Annotated in this window: 17 protein-coding genes; 15 read left to right on the top strand and 2 right to left on the bottom strand. The window is 30.2% G+C overall.

Features of this window, described 5'->3' with window-relative positions; all coding sequences use genetic code 11:
• Positions 1-34: 34 nt before the first annotated feature.
• The 3 genes from ACKVOV_RS11485 (at position 35) to ACKVOV_RS11475 (ending at position 4,941) form a co-directional block, all read left to right on the top strand.
• Entirely contained in the window at positions 35-2,044 is a 2,010-nt protein-coding gene (locus tag ACKVOV_RS11485; protein ID WP_409206895.1) for an AAA family ATPase, read from the top strand.
• Positions 2,044-3,417, top strand: a complete 1,374-nt coding sequence (locus ACKVOV_RS11480) for a 5-methylcytosine restriction system specificity protein McrC (protein WP_409206894.1) — start codon at positions 2,044-2,046, stop codon at positions 3,415-3,417. Before ACKVOV_RS11485 ends, ACKVOV_RS11480 begins: the two co-directional genes overlap by 1 nt.
• A 165-nt stretch (positions 3,418-3,582) precedes the next feature.
• Complete coding sequence (locus tag ACKVOV_RS11475; RefSeq protein WP_409206893.1) at positions 3,583-4,941, top strand: ATP-binding protein; 1,359 nt, start codon at positions 3,583-3,585, stop codon at positions 4,939-4,941.
• A 246-nt stretch (positions 4,942-5,187) separates the two neighbouring features.
• On the opposite strand, the gene ACKVOV_RS11470 is transcribed toward ACKVOV_RS11475, so the two are convergent.
• Positions 5,188-5,616, bottom strand: a complete 429-nt coding sequence (locus ACKVOV_RS11470; protein ID WP_409206892.1) for a winged helix-turn-helix transcriptional regulator — start codon at positions 5,614-5,616, stop codon at positions 5,188-5,190.
• A gap of 44 nt (positions 5,617-5,660) precedes the next feature.
• On the opposite strand from ACKVOV_RS11470, the gene ACKVOV_RS11465 reads away from it, so the two are divergent.
• The 10 genes from ACKVOV_RS11465 to ACKVOV_RS11420 all read left to right on the top strand — a co-directional run bounded on the left by ACKVOV_RS11465 (position 5,661) and on the right by ACKVOV_RS11420 (position 17,332).
• Positions 5,661-6,266, top strand: coding sequence for an FMN-dependent NADH-azoreductase (locus ACKVOV_RS11465; protein ID WP_409206891.1), 606 nt, complete (start codon positions 5,661-5,663; stop codon positions 6,264-6,266).
• A 611-nt stretch (positions 6,267-6,877) separates the two neighbouring features.
• Positions 6,878-8,218 (top strand): sigma-54-dependent transcriptional regulator, encoded by a 1,341-nt coding sequence (locus tag ACKVOV_RS11460; RefSeq protein ID WP_409206890.1) that lies wholly within the window; start codon positions 6,878-6,880, stop codon positions 8,216-8,218.
• A gap of 164 nt (positions 8,219-8,382) precedes the next feature.
• Entirely contained in the window at positions 8,383-8,664 is a 282-nt protein-coding gene (locus ACKVOV_RS11455) for a hypothetical protein (RefSeq protein ID WP_409206889.1), read from the top strand.
• Between the two features lie 113 nt (positions 8,665-8,777).
• Positions 8,778-8,855 (top strand): K(+)-transporting ATPase subunit F, encoded by a 78-nt coding sequence (gene kdpF, locus ACKVOV_RS11450; protein ID WP_091314114.1) that lies wholly within the window; start codon positions 8,778-8,780, stop codon positions 8,853-8,855.
• A 122-nt stretch (positions 8,856-8,977) separates the two neighbouring features.
• Positions 8,978-10,699 carry a potassium-transporting ATPase subunit KdpA gene (gene kdpA, locus ACKVOV_RS11445; RefSeq protein ID WP_409206888.1) on the top strand — a complete coding sequence of 574 codons (1,722 nt, stop codon included), beginning with the start codon at positions 8,978-8,980 and terminating at the stop codon, positions 10,697-10,699.
• Positions 10,700-10,708: 9 nt separating this feature from the next.
• A complete protein-coding gene (gene kdpB / locus ACKVOV_RS11440) occupies positions 10,709-12,757 on the top strand; it encodes a potassium-transporting ATPase subunit KdpB (RefSeq protein WP_409206887.1) in 2,049 nt (682 codons plus the stop codon).
• A 12-nt stretch (positions 12,758-12,769) separates the two neighbouring features.
• Positions 12,770-13,324: a K(+)-transporting ATPase subunit C gene (locus ACKVOV_RS11435; RefSeq protein WP_409206886.1), complete on the top strand. Its 555-nt coding sequence runs from the start codon at positions 12,770-12,772 to the stop codon at positions 13,322-13,324.
• An 8-nt stretch (positions 13,325-13,332) separates the two neighbouring features.
• The gene (locus ACKVOV_RS11430) at positions 13,333-14,415 is read left to right on the top strand and encodes a porin (RefSeq protein ID WP_409206885.1); all 1,083 of its coding nucleotides are present in this window, start codon (positions 13,333-13,335) and stop codon (positions 14,413-14,415) included.
• Positions 14,416-14,484: 69 nt separating this feature from the next.
• A complete protein-coding gene (locus tag ACKVOV_RS11425) occupies positions 14,485-15,612 on the top strand; it encodes a sensor protein KdpD (RefSeq protein WP_409206884.1) in 1,128 nt (375 codons plus the stop codon).
• 1 nt (position 15,613) lies between these two features.
• On the top strand, positions 15,614-17,332 hold the full coding sequence (locus ACKVOV_RS11420; RefSeq protein WP_409206883.1) for an ATP-binding protein: 1,719 nt from the start codon (positions 15,614-15,616) through the stop codon (positions 17,330-17,332).
• A gap of 217 nt (positions 17,333-17,549) precedes the next feature.
• Here ACKVOV_RS11420 and ACKVOV_RS11415 read toward each other — a convergent pair whose 3' ends face one another.
• Positions 17,550-18,071: a helix-turn-helix domain-containing protein gene (locus tag ACKVOV_RS11415; protein WP_409206882.1), complete on the bottom strand. Its 522-nt coding sequence runs from the start codon at positions 18,069-18,071 to the stop codon at positions 17,550-17,552.
• A gap of 304 nt (positions 18,072-18,375) precedes the next feature.
• On the opposite strand from ACKVOV_RS11415, the gene ACKVOV_RS11410 reads away from it, so the two are divergent.
• Together ACKVOV_RS11410 and ACKVOV_RS11405 are read left to right on the top strand one after the other, a co-directional pair.
• Positions 18,376-20,382 carry an AAA family ATPase gene (locus ACKVOV_RS11410; RefSeq protein ID WP_409206881.1) on the top strand — a complete coding sequence of 669 codons (2,007 nt, stop codon included), beginning with the start codon at positions 18,376-18,378 and terminating at the stop codon, positions 20,380-20,382.
• A complete protein-coding gene (locus ACKVOV_RS11405; RefSeq protein ID WP_409206880.1) occupies positions 20,375-21,277 on the top strand; it encodes a hypothetical protein in 903 nt (300 codons plus the stop codon). Before ACKVOV_RS11410 ends, ACKVOV_RS11405 begins: the two co-directional genes overlap by 8 nt.
• Positions 21,278-21,354: the final 77 nt, after the last annotated feature.

The raw sequence follows: 21,354 nt of genomic DNA, 5'->3' as shown, positions 1-21,354 counted from the left end.
AAATAAATAATTATAAAATTCCAAGTAAAATATAATGCAAGAAGAGTATATAAAATTTAAAAAATTATTAGAATATTTTGTTTCACATTTAGAATGGATTCAAAATAAACAGAGCACTTTTGTTGGTTACGATAAGTATATAAAACCATATGTAGATAATGGAAGTTTTAAAATGACTGGTCAAGGTTATGATGGTGCTGGAATACAAAATCAAATCAAAGGTTGGGAATCCTATTCTTGTGGTAAAATCTGTATCAATGTTCAGGGTAATTATGGTTCTTACAAATCAGTTAAATGTTATTTAAATTGGGATGGTACAGGTTTAAATGTTTTAGCAAGATGGAAAAATAATCAGATAACAGGTTTGTATCAAGATGAGTTTATTTATTGGGAAGAACCTACAAGAAGAGTAAATTCGGGTAAGGAATATTCCTTAGAAAAATTAAAGTTATTTGAAGACGACGAAATTTCAGAAGAGTTAATTGATTTTTATACAACTTTTAAGCAAAGATTTGAAACCTTCCAAAAAAACGAAAAAATAGAAAAATTAATGTCAAGTATCTATAAAAACAGAGATTTATTAAAATATAAAAAGCAAATCATTTTGCAAGGTCCTCCAGGAACTGGTAAAACAAGAGAGGCAAAGTTAATTGCTCAAGAAATGATTGTTTTAACTTCTGATATAATAAAAAACAAACTGGTTGTTGGAAGTAAAATAGCAAATGCAAGCGGAGCAAAGGAGTATTATTCTATTAAAGCTATAAATGATGATTCTGTTACTTTAATAAGTGATAGAACTACCCAAGATTGGAATCCTACATTTAAAGAAATTATTGAAAAATATAATCAATTGACTAAAGGAATAGACCCATCAAATAAAAATGGTATGGATCCTTATTCATTAGCAGTTGCAAAACATTTGAATGAATTTAAATTTGAGGAACTTTTTGAAGAACAATTTAAGTTAATTCAATTCCACCCGTCTTATACTTATGAGGATTTTGTTAGAGGAATTATTGCAAAACCTAACCCTGAAGGTGAAGGTGTCATATATGAACCAGAAAACAAAACTCTTGGTATATTTTGTAAAATTGCTTTAGATAATTATCTTGATAGTAATAAAGATGCTGAATCAATTTCTAAAGAGGTTAAAATTAAAGAAAACTTTGAAAATTTTGTTGAGTTTATAAATGATGAAATTGAAATAGCAAATGGTTTCTATGCTTTGACTGATAATGTAGGGTTGATTTCTACTGATGATGAATTTGCTTTTAGATATAAAGGTGTTAAAGAAGGATGGTTAAAAAATGGGAACAGAATTTTATACAAAGATATTTTGCAATCTTTTATGACTGGAGATTCCTCAAGAAAAGATATCAAAAAGAACACAAAAATTTCAGGATTAGCTAGGCAACATGCAAGTTATTTTGTTAGGGTTTTAAATCTTTTTCAAAAATTTATTGAAAATGAAAATTTAGAAAACGTCGGTGAAAAAGAAATTGAAAAAACTACACTAAAAAACTTTGTTTTAATTATAGATGAAATCAATAGAGCGAATCTTTCTTCTGTTTTAGGAGAGCTAATTTATGCTTTGGAATATCGTGGTGAAGCAGTTGATTCTATGTATGCAGTAAATAATGATACTAAATTGATTCTACCTCCTAATCTTTATATTATTGGTACTATGAATACCGCTGACCGTTCTGTAGGTCATATAGATTATGCTATAAGAAGACGTTTTGCTTTTGTGGATGTTCTACCAAAAAATCTTAAAGAGAAACAAGGTCTTCATAATTTCAATGAAACACTTTTCTTAGCAGTTGAAAAATTATTTGAGGAACATACATCTCCTGAATTTGAAGTACATGATGTGCAATTAGGTCATTCTTATTTTATAGATAAATCAGATGAAGAAAATGGAGCTGGAATGGATATTCGCTTTGAGTACGAAATAAAACCTATTTTATTGGAATATGTAAAAGATGGAGTTTTAATAGGAACTGATATAAAAAATAAAATAGAAGATTTAAAAGCTCACATATAATGGGTTTTAGATTATCTGAACATAATAGTATAGAAATACTTTTCAATGAATTATCAACTGATTCTTTGAATGAGGATGTTTTGTTGTTTGATACTATTAAATCTAAACGGTTTAATGATAGTAGTCATTGTTATATTTTTGAGAAAAAAGAAATTAGCTTTGAACTAAAAGCTGATTATTGTATTGGATTAGATTGGTTGGAAAATTCGGGAAGATATTTATATATTGAGCCTAAACTCAATACCAAATCTTCCCAATTATTTGATGCAATAACCAATTCTGAAGAAGTAATTTCTGAAGTAGATGAAAAATTAATCAATATTTCGTCAGAAATTCGAGAATTAGATTATTTGAAAATGTTATTACAAATAACTAATGTTCCTGAAAGTAATTCTGAAATAAAGGATTTGGTGAAAATTTATTGGAATGCCAAACCTATTGAAATAGAACAAAAAGAAGATAAACTAACGCCATTTTTAGTTGTTCAGTACCTTCAATTAGTGAAAACTATTGTTCGAAAAGGACTAAAGAAAAACTATTATAAAGTTCAGGAAAACTTAAACAATAGAGTTAAGGGTAAAATTTTAGTTGGTCAACACATCAAACAAAATGTTTTTAAAAATAGATTCACAAAAACCTTTTGTGAATACCAACAATTTGGTGAAGATCATGCTGAAAATCGTTTTCTAAAAAAAGTATTGCAATTTGCCAGTAGCTATATTGAAAATCATAAAGACCTTTTTGGAAATAAATATGTTGAATTACAACATACCATTAATTATTGTCGTCCAGCTTTTGAGCTTATTTCTAATCATGTCAATGATTACGAATTAAAGCATATTAAACACAATCCCTTTTATAAAGATTATGCAACTTCTATAGATTTAGGAAAAAAGATATTAAAAAGATTTGCTTATAATATTACCCAAACAACTAAAAACAAAGTAACAACACCACCATTTTGGATAGATATGCCAAGATTGTTTGAACTATATGTATTTAGTAAAATGATTGAAGCTAATCCAGCCGATAAAAAAACAATACATTATCAATTTTCAACTTATGGTAATGCATTAGATATATTAGTATCTAAAGAAGGTTCACAAATGGTTATAGATGCTAAATACAAATTACATTATTTAAAAGGACATCTACATGAAGATATTCGTCAGGTTGCAGGATATGCAAGATTGAATAAAGTAAGAGAGAAGTTAAAAGTAACAGATGATATAAACATTGATTGTTTGATTATTTATCCAGATATGGAAAACGGAATAGATGATTTAACATTTTCAAATATTAAGGAAATTAAGCGTGAAATAGTAGCTTATTATAAAGTTTATAAATTAGGAATAAAGTTACCATTAATATAGGAATGAAAGTTAGATTACAAATTTTAAAAAAATTAAACACAGTTATATCGGATTTCTACAAGGTATTTTATAATAAAAAATTAGTAAAACAGTATAATGGCACCAAATTGATTTAAAAATAATAGTCTAAATTTGAATCAAATAACTCCGTGAAAATTCCCACCTATGACATCAAATAAAAATAGTATTGCGTTACTTAACGAAATGGATTGGTTGCAAAAAGTAATAAAACAAGTAATAGCTAATTTTTTTCATATTGATGGGACCGAAAAACAGGAGCTGGATTTTCCTATGCCCGAATTAGATCCCACCGATATTACTTACCATGCAAAAATAAAAGAATGGAATTTAAACTATAACGAACGACTTTGTCTTGCTTTAATCCTTGCTCCCCAAATTAAACCTGAAATATTAGATGTTTTATTTACGAAAAATGCGACATATGATCGCTATTTTACCGAATTTGGAGGAGTCATCAACAAAAGTCATAGCGGATTTTTACCTACGGGTCAAACCTTTTCCTTTTTGATTTCAGGGATTAATCCGGAATTAAGGCTGGAAGTGTTTAACATACTTAACGCTGACAATATTCTTTTGAAAGAACAAGTTGTAATGATAGAGTCGGCAGAAAAACAATTCCCTGTTTTAAATGGTGTTCTTTCCCTTAATGAGCGCTGGCTACAGTACTTTATTACAGGCACTTTCCCAAAACTGGAATACAGCTCTTCCTTTCCTGCACAACAAATAATGACTCCTATGAATTGGGCGGATTTAGTTTTAGAAAATCATGTCATGGCACAGGTATTAGAAATTAACGCTTGGTTAAACCATGGTACAACTCTTATGACAGAATGGGGTCTGGAAAACAAAATAAAGCCTGGATTTAGAATTTTATTTTATGGACCGCCGGGCACTGGAAAAACACTCACTGCTGCACTGTTGGGGAAAAGTTCCAATAGAGTCGTGTACCGAGTAGATCTTTCGATGATCGTGTCAAAATACATTGGAGAAACCGAAAAAAACCTTTCCAAAATATTTGATTTAGCACAGCATAAGGATTGGATTTTATTTTTTGATGAAGCGGAGGCTCTTTTTGGTAAACGAACAGCAATCGCATCATCAAATGATAGGTATGCCAATCAGGTAGTGGCGTACTTATTACATAGAATAGAAGAATTCCCTGGAGTCGTCATATTAGCCTCCAACTTAAAAGTAAACATAGACGACGTTTTTACAAGAAATTTCCAATCTATAATCCATTTTCCCATGCCCAATCAGCAAGAACGATTGCAATTATGGAAAAATGCCTTTTCAGGAAAATGCGAACTGGATCCAAGTATTGATTTAGAAAATATTGCCGAGCAATATGAGCTGTCTGGAGGTGCCATAATTAATGTACTACGCCACTGTGCCCTAACTGTTATTCAAAAAAATGAAACAATAGTTAGCAATCAGGATTTACTCGAAGGCATCCGACGTGAAATTAAAAAAGAAAATAGAACATTAGTATTACATACTGACTAATACAATATTTGTCATTGCTTCGCCTGTTCACACTTTCAGGCTCGGGTTCGATGAGGGAGGAATAGAATCATGTAAATTTAATTGGATGTGATGTAATTATGTGGTGATGTCCAAAACCCAGAAGGAACAATACAAGCTATCATCTTTTTTGTGTTGGCTTCAATAATTATAATTCAATTAAGTAAAAATAAAATAATACGTCCTTATTCAAAAAAAAGTAGTTGCTAAAAAGTTAAATTTTGATAATTACTTTCCAATAATTTTATTTTTATGATTTTCACCCCAAGCACTTAATTCAATTAATACATTCTTTAAACTGTGGCTATATTCCGTAGCTTCATAAATTATACTTACAGGAGTTGTTGGATAAACATTGCGTTTAACAAGGTAATTTAATTCTAAATCTTTCAATTCATTAGCCAATACTTTGGGTGAAATACCTTTAATTTCCTTCTGAAGTTCGTTAAAACGTTTTGATGATTGCATAAGACAAAGTACCAAAGGAAGTTTCCATTTTCCATTAAGAACATACATTGAATCAAAGACATTTTTGAGCGATCCTGCACATTCTTCTTTAGTCGGAAGTGTTTTGTTTTCAATAATTTTCATAGTAGCAAAGATATAAACTTTCGTAAAAGTAACCGCTTTCCTTTGGGTAACTACTAACTTTTCCATACTCGAATGGAATACCTTTGTTTTTGAAAATAAATAAATTTCTTATGAAAAAAATACTTCATTTAAAATCAAGCCTAATGGGCAAAGAATCTTACAGCATTAAGTTAGGTAATGCTATTGTCGAAAAAATTCAGAAAAAATATCCGAATAATTCGGTAGAAGAATTAAACCTTGTCGAAATCCAAATTCCACATCTTACACCTGCTGTACTTCGTACTTTTTTTATTCCTACAGATCATTTGACAGATGAAGACAAAAGATTAATTAAATTATCTGACGAATTAGTAAAACAATTATTTGATGCAGACATCATCGTAATTGGTGCACCGCTTATCAATTTCACTATCCATTCATCTTTAAAAGCTTGGATTGACCATATTACCAGAGCTGGAATCACTTTCAGTTATGCTGAAGATGGTCGTCCAGTGGGATTGGTAAAAGGCAAAAAAGTTTATGTAGCTATGGCTTCTGGCGGTGTTTATTCAGAAGGTCCAGGCAAAGCCAATGACTTTGTTGCCCCTTATTTACAGGCTTTTCTTGGCTTTTTAGGTATGGCAGACTTAACGGTATTCCGTGCTGAGGGATTAAAAGTAGTAGGTATAAAAGAAACTGCTCTGGAAAAAGCGATTGAGAGTATAGTAATTGATTAGCAACTTCTTTCAATTAGCAACAAAATAATGTAGGTGCTTAAAATAGAATTTTGATAACAATTAAAAAAGAATAGTAACCTTTAAAAAATAAAACTGAAAAGGCTTTGTTTTTTAAAGGTTTTTGTTTGGCGTTACAGAAAAATAGATAAGACTATCTTTCATTTGTGTTTATTTTTTTATTTTGAAAAAATAAACACAAAAACTGTGCTTTTTTTTTCAAAACGAAAATTTTAACACAAAATCTGTGTTTATTTTTTTAAAATGAAAATTTTAACACACAATTATTTTAACCGCCATAGCGAAGTAATTTAACTAAATTTACTGATTGTGTAGGATTTTTTTAATGGTAAGTTTTGGGAATTCCATTTCAAATACATGGTCAACCAAAATGCTGAACAAATAGCTCGTGATAATATTGACAGGCAGTTAGTTGCCTTTTGATGGGTCATATTGCGCAAAAGTTTTAGATAAAAAAGTAAGCGAAGATATGAAGATTTTGAGAGATAAGTTTTCTGCAATAAATCTATCAAATGAACTTAAAACAATAAATAATTAATACGATTCTCAAAAAAATAATATCTAATTTTGCTTAAATTAAACTCTTTACTCTCTTGAAAAATATCCTAATCATTGACGACGAAGAAAAACTTCGCGGGCTTTTGGCTCGAATTGTAAAATCAGAAGGATTTAATGTCATTGAAGCACCCGATTTAAGATCAAGTTTCAAGAAATTGGAACTGAATGATATAGATGTGGTGCTTTGTGATGTAAAACTTCCTGACGGTAATGGTGTTGATTTTCTTCAAAAAATAAAATCTAGTTTTCCACTTGTTGAAGTAATTCTGTTAACGGCTTATGGTAATATTTCAGATGGTGTTCAAGCTATGAAAAATGGTGCTTTCGATTATATTGTAAAAGGAGATGATAACGATAAAATCATTCCATTACTCTACAAAGCTTTTGAAAAAGTTCAACTTCAGAAAAAAGTCCAGCAACTTGAAAAAAGAATTTCCGATAAATATTCGTTTGATGCTATAATTGGAAAATCAAAAGCATTGGAACAAGTTATTGATTTGGCTAAAAAAGTAGCTAAAACCAATTCAACTGTATTATTAACTGGAGAAACAGGAACAGGAAAAGAAGTTTTTGCGCAAGCCATTCACGAAAATAGTTTACACGCAAGTAAATCGTTTGTAGCTTTAAATTGCAGCACTTTTAGCAAAGAAATTTTGGAAAGCGAATTATTTGGCCACAAGCAAGGTGCTTTTACAGGTGCAATAAAAGATAAAAAAGGATTTATTGAAGAAGCTAATGGAGGAACACTTTTTTTAGATGAGATAGGAGAAATGCCTATAGAATTACAAGCTAAATTACTTCGAGTTCTGGAAACTAACGAGTTTATTCCTGTTGGAGATACAACTCCCAAAAAATCCAATTTTCGTTTAATTGCGGCAACTAATAGAGATTTAAAAGTTGAAAGCGATGAGCACCGTTTTCGTTCCGATTTGTATTTCAGATTAAATATTTTTGAAATAAATATTCCGCCATTGCGAGAAAGGGTTAAAGATATTGCACCTTTGGTTCACTATTTTGTAGATAAATTTTCAACTTCAATCAATAAAAAAGCATTGCATATTGAAGAAGAATTTCTTCACAAATTAGAAGCCTATCAATGGCCAGGAAATGTTAGAGAATTAAAAAATGTTATTGAAAGAGCTGTAATTTTAGCTAACAAAGATATTTTGACAATTGATGTTTTGCCTTATGAAATTCAGCATAAAACTGAAAATAATTCCAAATCAATGTCGGCATTTTCAATGAATAGCGTAGAAAAACTGCATATTCAGAAAGTATTAAATTACACCAAAGGAAACAAAGCAGAAACTGCAAGATTACTTGAAATAGGAATTGCCACTTTATATAGGAAATTAGAGGAATACAATATTCAATAAACAACCTTATCATTTTAATAAAAGCCTATCATTTTGATAGGTTTTTTTATGCTCAATTTTTGGCACGATAATCACAAAGTCAACAATCACAATACCTTACAAAATTTTATTTTTATTGGAACAACTTTTGGCATAAGCGATGAAGAACATAAAAATTCATCGTCATGAAAAATAAAATAAATTCGATTTACAAACAGGCCGAACGCTTTGCGGAAATTACCAAAAAAGCTATCATTTCAGGAAATATTTCAAGAGCAAAAAAATTATTAGCTATTGCTGAAAATCTTTTAGAGACTGGTAGCAATGAAACTAAAAATGTAATCTCAAATGTTTATGTCTATTCCGTTTCCTCTTTTATGGAGTTAAGACATTGTAGTATTTCCAACCTTTTTCCTCAAGCATTGAGAGCTGAATACATCAAGCAAATTAATGCAACTTCAGTATAATTCTAAACTAATAAATTAACTATATGATAAGCACTATTCTTTTACTCGCATTAGGGATTTTCCTTTTTGCAATTTGTTTTAAATCTGTCGAATTTTTTGAAAAAATCTAAATTATGATAGCACTATTTATTGTCGCACTAGCTGTTTTTGGCTATTTGGTTTATGTTTTAATTAAACCCGAAAAATTTTAAAATGAACAAGGCAAAATTTAAAGAAATTCTTCTCATTGTTTGTGCTTGGTTACTAGCATTTTCAATGGCTTACTTTGTTTATATAAAAGCCAAAATTTTATTAAATAACAAATAATTAAATTATGAACACAGAAATTCTTGGAGTTATAACTGTTTTTCTTCTAACCATTGTTTTAGCCATTCCAGTTGGGAAATATATCGCTAAAGTATATTTAGGAGACAAAACTTTTTTAGACCCCATTTTTAATCCAATTGAACACTTTATTTTTAAAATAAGCGGTATCAATGACAAAGAAGAAATGAATTGGAAACAACACCTAAAAGCACTTTTAAGTGTTAATATGGTTTGGTTTATCCTTTGCTTTTTTGTACTAATCTTTCAAGGAAATTTGCCATTAAATCCTGATGGAAACCCTTCAATGAGTGCCGATTTAGCTTTTAATACGGCTATTTCATTTGTTGTTAATTGTAACTTGCAACATTATTCAGGTGAAACAGGTTTGTCTTATTTAGGACAATTAATGTTGATGTTTTTGCAATTCGTTTCAGCAGGTGTCGGAATGGCAGCAGCAGCAATGGTTTTCAATGCTATGAAAGAAAGAACAACCGAACATTTAGGTAATTTCTACAATTACTTTATAAAAAGTTGTACCCGTATTTTATTACCACTTTCAGCTATTGTTGCCATTGTATTAGTTTTTAGTGGAACACCTATGACTTTTGAAGGTAAAGATCATATCACAACTTTACAAGGTGATACCGTTGAAGTTTCTCGTGGTCCAGCTGCTGCATTCATTGGTATTAAACATATCGGAACCAATGGTGGTGGTTTCTTCGGAGTTAATTCGGCACATCCCTTAGAAAATCCAACATATTTTACTGATGCCGTTGAACTTTGGGCACAATTGATTATTCCATTTGCAATGATTTTTGCATTAGGATTTTATCTTAAAAAACGTAAACTATCTTATGTTGTTTTTGGTGTAATGACTATCGGATTTTTGCTCTTGGTTATACCAACAATAATCACGGAATTAAATGGAAATCCAGCCATTGCTAAAATGGGAATAACCCAAGCAACAGGGGCAATGGAAGGCAAAGAAGTGCGATTTGGACCAGCAATTTCAGGTTTTTGGAGTATTGCCACAACCGTAATTTCTACAGGTTCTGTAAATAGTATGCACGATAGTTCGATGCCAATGTCGGGAGCAATGCAATTATTATCTATGATGGTAAATGCCTTCTATGGAGGTTGTGGAGTTGGTTGGTTGAATTTCTATATTTTCATAATTCTTGCAGTTTTCATTTCAGGATTAATGGTTGGTCGAACCCCCGAATTTTTAGGCAAGAAAATCGAAGCACGTGAAGTAAAAATAGCAGCTTTTATTGCTATTTTTCACCCTTTATTAATATTGGCAGGAACTGCTTTAGCTTCTTATTTTGCTGCCAATGATACTCCAATGGGTTATTGGTTTAACGGTAATGCAACAGGTTGGTTAAATAATCCTGGTAATCACGGATTTTCTGAAATGCTTTATGAATTTACTTCAAGTTCTGCCAACAATGGTTCAGGTTTTGAAGGTTTAGGTGATAACAATCCGTTTTGGAATATTTCTACTGGAATTGTTTTATTGTTAGGAAGATTTCTACCAATTATTGGACCGCTTGCCATCGCAGGATTATTAGCCAATAAAAAATACATTCCAGAAAGTGCAGGAACTTTAAAAACAGATACGACTATTTTTGGAATTATGGTTTTCGCTGTAATCGCAATTATTGCTGCTTTATCTTTCTTCCCAGCATTAGCTTTAGGACCATTAGCAGAATATTTTACCTTAAAATAATTATATAAAATGACTAAAAATAAATCCAATTCATTATTTGAAAGTAAGCAAGTAAAAGAAGCATTAGTGCAATCTTTTGTGAAGCTTAACCCGAAAGTAATGTTCAAAAATCCAGTAATGTTTACTGTGGAAATTGGAACTGCCATTATGTTTATTGTGTGTATTGCCATATTATTTGGCGCACAAAATCAAGGCAGTTTCATCTATAATTTTGTTGTATTCTTAATATTATTCATTACACTTTTGTTTGCCAATTTTGCAGAAGCAATTGCAGAAGCACGCGGAAAAGCACAAGCTGATAGTTTAAGAAAAACTAGAGAAGAAACTCCTGCAAAAAAAGTTTCCGAATTAGGCAAAATCTATTCTGATGATATTGAAATGATTTCTTCTTCACAACTTAAAAAAGGCGATATGTTCTTTTGTGAAGCAGGTGATGTTATCCCAACCGATGGTGAAATTATTGAAGGTTTAGCAACTATCGATGAAAGTGCTATTACAGGAGAAAGCGCACCAGTTATTCGTGAAGCAGGTGGTGATAAAAGTTCAGTAACTGGAGGAACAAAAGTGTTAAGCGATAGAATAACTGTTATAGTTACTACCGAACCAGGCGAAAGTTTCCTTGATAAAATGATTGCTTTGGTAGAAGGCGCAAGTCGTCAAAAAACACCAAATGAAATTGCTTTAACAATTTTGTTAGCTGCTTTTACTTTAATTTTCGTAATCGTTTGTGTTACTTTAAAACCATTTGCAGATTATGCTAATGCACCAATTACTATCGCAGCCTTTATATCGCTTTTTGTATGTTTAATTCCAACCACTATTGGTGGATTATTATCGGCAATTGGAATAGCAGGAATGGACAGAGCTTTGCGTGCTAACGTAATTACTAAATCAGGTAAAGCGGTTGAAACTGCTGGAGATATTGATGTTTTGTTGTTAGATAAAACAGGAACAATAACTATTGGAAATAGAAAAGCCACTAATTTTTACCCAACGAATGGCGTTTCAAATGAAAATTTTATTCAATCTGCCGTATTAAGTTCTTTGGCTGATGACACTCCTGAGGGAAAAAGTATAGTAGAATTAGCAGGTAATGAAGTGGCTAAAAAACTTTCTATTGAAGGAGCAACTTTAATCAAATTTACTGCTGAAACTAGAACAAGTGGTGTGGTTTTAAAAGATGGAACCAATATTAGAAAAGGCGCTCAAGATGCAGCGAGAAATATTACCGAACAAGCAGGAAACAAATTTCCAGAAGATACAGCAAAACAAGTTATAGAAATTTCTTCCAATGGAGGAACTCCTTTAGTTGTAATTAAAAATGGTGTCGTTCAAGGTGTGATTGAATTGCAAGATATCATTAAAACCGGGATGAAAGAACGTTTTGACCGTTTGCGAAAAATGGGGGTAAAAACCGTTATGGTTACAGGAGATAATCCATTAACCGCTAAGTTTATTGCCGAAAAAGCAGGTGTTGATGATTTTATTGCAGAAGCAAAACCTGAAGATAAAATGAACTACATCAAAAACGAACAACAATTGGGTAAACTTGTTGCCATGATGGGTGACGGAACTAATGATGCTCCAGCACTTGCTCAAGCCGATGTAGGTGTAGCCATGAACAGCGGAACACAAGCAGCTAAAGAAGCAGGAAATATGGTCGATTTAGATAATGATCCAACCAAGTTAATTGAAATTGTAGAAATTGGAAAACAACTATTAATGACCAGAGGAACTTTAACAACGTTCTCCATCGCCAATGATGTTGCTAAATATTTTGCTATCGTTCCAGCTCTTTTTATATCTTCTATCCCTGCATTACAAGGTTTGAATATTATGCATTTGCACAGTCCAGAAAGTGCTATTTTATCAGCAGTTATTTTTAATGCCATCATTATTCCAATATTAATTCCGTTAGCATTACGTGGTGTGGATTACAAACCAATCGGAGCAAGTGCAATCTTAAAAAGAAATCTTTTGATTTATGGTTTGGGTGGAATAATCATACCTTTTATTGGTATTAAATTGATTGATTTAGTAGTAGCAATGTTCTTTTAAAAATTAAATAAGATGAAAAAAATAGTAGCAATTATAACATTTACAATTTTAACAGTAATTTTGTTTGGAGCTATATATCCAGTAGTGATATGGGGAATTGCACAATTCGCTCCAAACAACGGTAAAGGCGAAACTATTTCGGTAAACGGCAAAGTAGTTGGCTATCAAAAAATAGGACAAAAATTTGATAAAATAAACTATTTTTGGGGGCGACCATCTGCTGTAGATTATAATGCCGCAGGAAGTGGAGGTAGTAACAAAGGTGCAAGTAATGCCGATTATTTGGAACAAGTTCAAAAAAGAATTGACACTTTTTTAATTGTGCATCCCTATTTGAAAAAAGCAGATATTCCTTCGGATATGGTAACAGCATCAGGTAGCGGATTAGATCCAAATATTTCACCGCAAGGAGCTTTAATTCAAGTAAAAAGAGTAGCTGAAGCAAGAAAATTACCAGAAGAAAAAGTTAAAGCTTTAGTAGAAAAAATGAGTAACAAACCAACAGTTATGGGGACTGAAACAGTGAATGTTTTAGAATTGAACATCGCTTTAGATAAATTGAAATAATAGAATAAATGAAAAAAATAATAGTAATTGCTTTAGTAGCTTTCGGATTTACAATAGTTAACGCTCAAGAAGTAGAAAAAACACCAAGTCCATTTACCTTTTCAGGTTATATTGATACTTATTACAGCTATGATTTTGGAAATCCAGATAATCATACAAGACCAGGTTTCTTTTATAGTTATAATAAACACAATGAAGCAACCCTAAATTTAGGGTTGGTAAAAGCTAATTATGCCAAAGACAATATCAGAGGAAACTTTGCATTAATGGCAGGAACTTATGCGCAATATAACATGGCTGCGGAGCAAGACTTGATGAAGAATATTTATGAAGCTAATATTGGTGTAAAAGTTTCAAAAACTGCTAATCTTTGGGTTGATGCAGGAATTATGCCTTCACATATCGGTTTTGAAAGTGCCATTGGAAAAGATTGTATGAATTTAACCAGAAGTATTTCAGCCGAAAATTCACCTTATTATGAAGCAGGTGTAAAATTGGGTTATACTTCTAAATCTGAAAAATGGTATTTGGCTGCAATGTACTTAAATGGTTGGCAACGAATCCAAAAAGTTGACGGAAATCAAACACCAGCTTTTGGAACTCAAGTTACCTTTAAACCTTCAGGAAAAGTTACTTTAAATTGGAGTACTTATGTAGGAAACGAACAACCTGATAATGACAGAAAATGGCGTTATTTCAATAATTTCTACGGACAATTTAAAGTTTCTGATAAAACCAATTTAGTAGCAGGTTTTGATATTGGAGCACAACAAAAATTAAGAGCAAGTAGCGATTATGATATGTGGTTTTCTCCTGTAATTATTGCACAATACAAACCAACTACTAAAATACAATTGGCTGCTAGAGGTGAATATTATCAAGACGAAAAAGGAGTAATTATTGCAACAGGAACACCTAATGGTTTTAAAACATTTGGATATTCAGCAAATTTCGATTATTTAGTATCTGATAATATTATGTTTAGAATAGAAGCTCGTTCATTGAATAGTAAAGATGAAATTTTCTTAAAAGATAACAATCCTACAGCTAGTAATTTCTTTATTACTACTTCTATGGCAATATCTTTCTAGTTAGAAATTTTTATAAAATTAATAAATCCTACAAGGTTATTATGACCTTGTAGGTTATTTTCGTTACTTATGGATGCTGAAAAAGAAAAAAACGTAAAGCATTTTCTTGACCTAATTCAAAAATCAAGAAAAGGGAAATTCAAAGTGTATATTGGCATGAGTGCAGGCGTTGGAAAAACGTTTCGTATGTTGCAAGAAGCGCATACACTTATGAAAAAAGGCATTGATGTTAAAATTGGCTATATAGAAACTCATAATCGTAAAGAAACGCATGAGCTACTTGATGGGCTTCCTGTTATTCCTCGTAGAACCATTTTCTACAAAGGAAAAGAATTAGAAGAAATGGATGTTCAAGCAATCATTAATCTTCGTCCAGAAATTGTGATTGTTGATGAATTGGCGCATACTAATATTGAAGGAAGCAAAAACGAAAAACGTTGGCAAGATGTTTTAGAGATTTTAGAAGCAGGAATCAATGTAATTTCGGCTGTAAATATTCAACATATTGAAAGTTTAAATGAAAATGTAAAGCAAATTACCAATATCGATGTTCAAGAACGCGTTCCTGATAATGTTTTGAGATTAGCCGATGAGGTTGTAAATATCGATTTGACTTCTGATGAATTGATTTCTCGATTAAAAGAAGGAAAAATTTATACCGAAGACAAAATCCAATCGGCTTTAAATAACTTTTTCAAATCAGAACAAATACTTCAATTACGTGAACTTGCGTTAAAAGAAGTCGCCAGTCAAGTAGTTAGAAAAGTTGAAAATGAAGTTCCTAAAAATGTGGCTTTGAAACACGAAAAACTCTTGGCATGTATTAGCAGTAATGACAAAACGGCTAAAGTTGTTATTCGGAAAACGGCAAGATTGGCAACCTATTACAACAGTAAATGGTTTGTTTTGTATGTAGAAATGCCTAAAGAAAGTCCAGATAAAATCGCATTAGACAAACAACGTTACTTGATAAATAATTATAAACTAGCAATAGAATTGGGAGCCGAAGTGATTAAAATAAAAAGTAAAAACATTACGGACGCTATTTTGGAAGTTGTAGAGCAAAAACAAATCACAACAGTTTGTATTGGAAAACCACATTTTAGTCTATTTAAAGTAATTTTGTCAACAACGATTTTTAGAAGATTATTAAATAGTCTTTCGTTATCAAATGTTGATCTTGTAATACTATCATAAAATGAAAATAAAAACCAAATTAAATCTAAGTGTAGGATTATTATTTATATTAATAATTTTCCTTACTATGGTAAGTGCATTTTATATTTTTTCGATAAAAAAAGACACTGAAAACATTTTGAAAGCTAACTATAATACGTTAGAATATTCTAGAAATATGTTGATTTCACTAGATCAAATTAATATTGATGAAAGTCGGTCAATTCAAATTTTTGAAATAAATCTCAAAAAACAAATTGACAATATTACTGAAGTTGGAGAAGATAAAGCGACCAATAATTTGCATAATCAGTTTAAATATTTGGAAAAAAACAGAACCGATGAAAAGGTAAAAAGTCAAATTAGGCAAGATATTTTTGAGATAATGAAACTCAATATGAATGCTATAAAAGTGAAAAGTGATATTGCCAAACATACTGCAGAAACTGCCAATTTATGGATTGCTATTGTTGGAACTTTATGTTTTCTCATTGCGTTTAATTTGTTAGTAAATTTGCCCAATAATATTGCCAATCCGATAAAGGAACTCACAGCGAGTATCAAAGAAATTGCCAACAAAAATTATACAAAACGAGTTCATTTTTACAATCACAATGAATTTGGAGATTTGGCAAAATCATTCAATACCATGGCGAAAAAATTGCAGGAATATAACAGTAGTAATTTGCATCAATTATTGTTTGAGAAGAAACGTTTGGAAACCCTGATTAATAATATGCATGATCCCATTATTGGATTGGATAGTCAAGGTGTCATTTTATTTGTAAACAATGAAGCCTTGAAAATTATTGGAATGAAAAAAGAAACTGTTGTTGGAAAATTATCTTCAACTCTGGCTTTAGAAAATGATTTAATGAGGTCTTTAATCATCAATGAAATGGAAGGAGCAAAAGTAAATCCGATGAAAATTTTTGCCGATGGGAAACAGAGTTATTTTGAAAAAGAAACAGTAAACATTACTATAACACCAACTGGTGAAGAACAATCTATAGCTATAGGCGATGTGATTATTCTACGAAATATTACCGTTTTTAAAGAATTAGATTTTGCTAAAACAAATTTTATCGCAACGATTTCACACGAATTAAAAACGCCAATTTCGTCTATAAAAATGAGTTTGCAATTACTTGAAAACAAATCAACTGGAATTATTAATGAAGAGCAGAAACAGCTTCTAGATAGCATCAAAGATGATAGCCAAAGGTTACTAAAGATCACGGGAGAATTACTGGAATTGTCACAACTAGAAACAGGAAATATAAAGTTGAATATAGAAAAAAGTAACCCATACGAAATTGTGCATTATGCCACAGAAGCAGTGAAAGCACAAGCCGAACAAAAGCAAATTGAATTGATAATAGAATCTGAAAATGAGTTGTTGGATGTAAAAGCAGATAGTGAAAAAACAGCCTGGGTTTTAATCAATTTCTTGACTAACGCAATTGCTTATTCTTCGGAAAATAGCAAAATTAGAATCGGATTAAAAAAAGAAAACAACCAAATTGTTTTTAAGGTTACGGACACTGGGAAAGGAATAGACAAACGTTACCAATCTAAAATATTTGATAAATATTTTCAAATTCCTGGTAGTACTAAAACTGGTACAGGTTTAGGTTTAGCCATAAGTAAAGAATTTATTGAAGCCCAAAACGGTACAATTAGTGTTGAAAGTGAGTTAGGTTTGGGTAGTACTTTTAGTATTAGTTTGAATAGTATATAACAAAAAAAGTGTCAACTTTTGCATTGTTAATTAAAGTTGTGTTTGTCAAAATACATTTCTAAATCAGTTATATATACCTTAATGATTTATAATATTCTTACATTTCCAAATTGAATGCCAAAGATTACTGGGCAAATGGCGGTTTTATTTTTTCAACATTTTGTAATAAAATATATCATTTAAAAAATATTTTTAACTATTTGAATTACAACTCGATCTAATGTTCTTTTATTTTTTGCACCAAACTGTATTTTAACATTTCGCAACTTTCCTTTTTCAGTTTCATTTCCAGTAAACGAGACGAACTATGCTTATCTAAAGTATTTGTTGCTCTTGTTTTGATGCTATTTGCCAAACTGATAGTGAATTCATTTTCGGATTGCGATTCTAAATAATGTACAACTTCTAATGCAGCAAAACATTCTACTCGTATGTTTTCTATTGCGATTATTTTGCGCTCCAAGTATTGTTGTTTGTGGTCTATGGCTTTATATTCTCGCTTTAACCATTCCTTTTCACTCTTTTTCTCTTTTTCGGCCATCTTGATACTTTCGGGAGAAACCGATTTAGCTTGTTGCGTGTTAGATAGCAAAGCTGCTAATTGTTGCTTTGCTGCAAGTGGAATATCTCGTTTTCCAGATTTATACATAGACCACTGACTTTCCGTTATTCCCAACAACATGGCCATTTCTTCTTGAGATAAACCTATTAGATTTTTTATAGTGGTAGTATCTTTCATCTGTGTTTATTTTTTTACTTTGAAAAAATAAACACAAAAACTGTGCTTTTTTTTTCAAAATGAAAATTTTAACACACAATTATTTTAACTGTTATAGCAAATCAATCTAACTAAATTTGGTGATTGTGTAGGAGTTTTTTTATGAGTATGTTTGGGAAACTTATAAAATGAAATTATTCCAAATGGTTCTTATTGCTTGCTTAAAAAGGAATTGAGTTTGTTAAAAACGATACTTGGAAAGAATGGAATCGATGAAGATTGGCTCATGAATAATTTACCATAATTTGAATAGAAAAACTATAATATGAGATTAGCAGCTATATACATTGACATACATGAATACTTATTTGAAAATTCACAAGCTATAAATTTGGGAGGAAGATATATCTATAACTTTGATAAAGTAGGAAACACCATTAATGTTAGCAAAAAAAATAATGATGAATATATCGAAGGTTTTTTTGATGAAACAAACCTTGATTCGAAATTATTATCAGTTAATGCAATTGTAGGTCAAAATGGAACAGGTAAATCTTCAATTTTTGATTCTATTAGAAGTCTTTTTATCGACAACCCTAGCGCATTACCACTTAATAATACTTTCTTGTTTTTTGAGACTGATAATATTAAAGAACTTAAAATTGTAAGTTCAATTTATGATGTTGGAGCTGGAAATATTATTATTAAGTCAACTCAAAAAGATTTAATTATCTACAGCCATAGATTAAATAGTGATTGTCAATCGATTTATTACTCACCACATTTTGATTTTAAACACAACCCTAATTTTGACAATGTAGATAGTTTTGATATATCATTTGATAAATTGTTAGAAGAAGATTTAGAAGATTTGGATAATAAAAAACCAAGTCAAGCAGGTTGGAATTATTCTGCCAGTCAAGAACTTTTATTCAAAAATGCAATAAGACAAATTCTATTCTTATCGTCGGATTTAGTTAATAAAGAAAAGATTTTTCATAATCTGTTTGACTTTCCTGAATTTGGTGAAGCAAGATTGGTCATAAGAGGGCACAAAGAAGAAAGGGAATGGAATACACCATCATCATTTAGACCTGGATTAAAAATAATTAAAGAAAAGCTTAAAAAAGAGCTTGATGATTGGCACAAGATAAGAAAGTTCAAAAATCAGGGAAGAGTTTCAAATCAAATTGATGTAAATAAGTATATTTTAAAAAGATATATAATAAGAGATTTAATATCTGTTTTAGAAAGACAAATGGAAAAACAAAATACTTATTTGTCTGAAGGAAAATTTGAATATGAAACCTTTGAAAGGGATAGTGCTCGTGACGATGCTTATAATACATTCTTGCTTTTTATTAATAAATGCCACCTAAGTTTTGGAAAAAAAAGTGTTCAAGCGTTTGATTATGAGGTAATAAAAAAATTAATCGACACACTTTATACTTCGATTGATAAAATTGAAAATGAGAGCAATGTTCAAAATGAAATGTTAATTGTAAATAGTAAAGACGCAATAGACATATTAAAACTTCAAAGAAATTTTATTAATAATTTGTTTAATTATTACACTATTTTCTATGAAGATAAAGGAAAAAGATCATTGGAAAAAAACAATAAAATAGATGGGTTTATCAATTATATGCCTACATTAAAAAAATTAAGTTCTGGTGAAAATGCGCTTTTAAATCTCTTTTCAAGATTATATGATTTTTTGAATTCAAAACTCTCTGGTGAAACACAACTTTTAAAACAAGCTAAAAATTATATTTTACTGCTTGACGAGGCAGATTTAGGCTTTCATCCTGTTTGGAAAAAAAAGTTCGTTAATTCAATCATAAAAACTATTCCACATTTTTTTAATACTCTTGAAAATAATCCTACAATTCAAATATTGTTTTCAACTCATGACCCTTTAACGCTTTCAGACTTACCAAATAAAAATATTGTCTATCTAAATAAAAATATTGAAACTGGTGAAACTGAAATTTTAGATTACGAAAATCCATTGCGGCCTAGTAAATCTTTCGCTGCCAACATTACTGATTTATTAGCAGATTCATTTTTCGTTGAAAATGGGCTAATTGGAGATTTTGCTAAAAAGAAAATTAATGATACGATTGAATGGTTAAATAATATTGATGAAATAAAATCCGCAAGTGAAAGCGAAAATCAAGCTGAAATTTTTAAAAAAATTATTGATGTTATAGATGAACCAATATTAAAAATTAAGCTACTTGAAATGTATGGGGAAAAAATGGGAATATCAATAAAGAATCAAATTTTAGATGAACAAATAAAATATTTAGAAAGTTTAAGAAATGATTAATATAAATAATAGAGCATCCTTAAAAGCTAAAAAAATTCATTTATTAGAACTTAAAAATAAAGTTTTAAGATCTCCTTATATGAATAGATTACCCGTTTATTTGAGAGATTTTATTAGTCTTAATATAGATGTTATTCTTGTTGGAGATCCCGAAAAAATTTCTAGATTAAATGCAAAATATTATAAAATTCAAAAAACAAAAAAAACTAATAAAAGAGGTTATGATTATATATTAAAAAAAATATTTTCATATTCTAATTTTAATAAACAAAAAATAGAATACAATCTTAATGATTTAGCTGAGAATATTTCAATTCAATATTGTCCGTACTGTAATAGACAATCAACAGTTAATGTTACTTCAAGCTCAATAAAACCAGATTTTGATCATTTTTTTCCTCAATCTAAATATCCATTGTTTGGTTTATCATTCTACAATCTAATTCCTTCATGCACAATTTGCAATAGTAGATTAAAAATCGGAAAAGTATTGAGGTTAAATCAGTACCTACACCCTTATGTAGACAACTGTATTGATGATTTTAATTTCACATACAAATATGATATCAAATCTAAAAACTTAATAAAAATTGATTTAAAAAAGGATTTTAATAAATCAATACCAATGAAAATAAAAAATTCTTTTTCATTATTCAAAATAGTTGAATCTTATAATGCTCATACAGATGAAATATTAGATTTAATAAAAATTAAACAAATTTATAGTGATAGGTATTTGAAAATATTAGCAACTCAGACATATTCTGATTTGAAAATATCACAAGAAGAACTTTATAGATTAGCGTTTGGTGTATACTTCGAGAATTCAGATTTTAGTAAAAGACCATTCAGTAAATTAAAGAAAGATATTTTACAGGAATTAAATATCATTTAATCCCGATAGCGCGGATTTGCAATCCGTGCAAGATATAAACACTTCAATATTTTGTTATCGTCGTTCCTCCTCGCAAT

It is taken from the genome of Flavobacterium sp., from assembly GCF_046153165.1.
Lineage (GTDB): Bacteria > Bacteroidota > Bacteroidia > Flavobacteriales > Flavobacteriaceae > Flavobacterium.
Note: the sequence above shows the minus strand (reverse complement) of the source record. Positions and strands in the feature narration are given on the sequence as shown.

Excerpts from the sequence above, each read along its gene's own strand:
- ACKVOV_RS11485 (WP_409206895.1), top strand. The coding sequence starts at position 35 with ATGCAAGAAGAGTATATAAAATTTAAAAAATTATTAGAATATTTTGTT.
- ACKVOV_RS11480 (WP_409206894.1), top strand. The coding sequence starts at position 2,044 with ATGGGTTTTAGATTATCTGAACATAATAGTATAGAAATACTTTTCAAT.
- ACKVOV_RS11475 (WP_409206893.1), top strand. The coding sequence starts at position 3,583 with ATGACATCAAATAAAAATAGTATTGCGTTACTTAACGAAATGGATTGG.
- ACKVOV_RS11470 (WP_409206892.1), bottom strand. The coding sequence starts at position 5,616 with ATGGAAAAGTTAGTAGTTACCCAAAGGAAAGCGGTTACTTTTACGAAA.
- ACKVOV_RS11465 (WP_409206891.1), top strand. The coding sequence starts at position 5,661 with ATGAAAAAAATACTTCATTTAAAATCAAGCCTAATGGGCAAAGAATCT.
- ACKVOV_RS11455 (WP_409206889.1), top strand. The coding sequence starts at position 8,383 with ATGAAAAATAAAATAAATTCGATTTACAAACAGGCCGAACGCTTTGCG.
- kdpF (WP_091314114.1), top strand. The coding sequence starts at position 8,778 with ATGATAGCACTATTTATTGTCGCACTAGCTGTTTTTGGCTATTTGGTT.
- kdpA (WP_409206888.1), top strand. The coding sequence starts at position 8,978 with ATGAACACAGAAATTCTTGGAGTTATAACTGTTTTTCTTCTAACCATT.
- kdpB (WP_409206887.1), top strand. The coding sequence starts at position 10,709 with ATGACTAAAAATAAATCCAATTCATTATTTGAAAGTAAGCAAGTAAAA.
- ACKVOV_RS11435 (WP_409206886.1), top strand. The coding sequence starts at position 12,770 with ATGAAAAAAATAGTAGCAATTATAACATTTACAATTTTAACAGTAATT.
- ACKVOV_RS11430 (WP_409206885.1), top strand. The coding sequence starts at position 13,333 with ATGAAAAAAATAATAGTAATTGCTTTAGTAGCTTTCGGATTTACAATA.
- ACKVOV_RS11425 (WP_409206884.1), top strand. The coding sequence starts at position 14,485 with ATGGATGCTGAAAAAGAAAAAAACGTAAAGCATTTTCTTGACCTAATT.
- ACKVOV_RS11420 (WP_409206883.1), top strand. The coding sequence starts at position 15,614 with ATGAAAATAAAAACCAAATTAAATCTAAGTGTAGGATTATTATTTATA.
- ACKVOV_RS11415 (WP_409206882.1), bottom strand. The coding sequence starts at position 18,071 with ATGAAAGATACTACCACTATAAAAAATCTAATAGGTTTATCTCAAGAA.
- ACKVOV_RS11410 (WP_409206881.1), top strand. The coding sequence starts at position 18,376 with ATGAGATTAGCAGCTATATACATTGACATACATGAATACTTATTTGAA.
- ACKVOV_RS11405 (WP_409206880.1), top strand. The coding sequence starts at position 20,375 with ATGATTAATATAAATAATAGAGCATCCTTAAAAGCTAAAAAAATTCAT.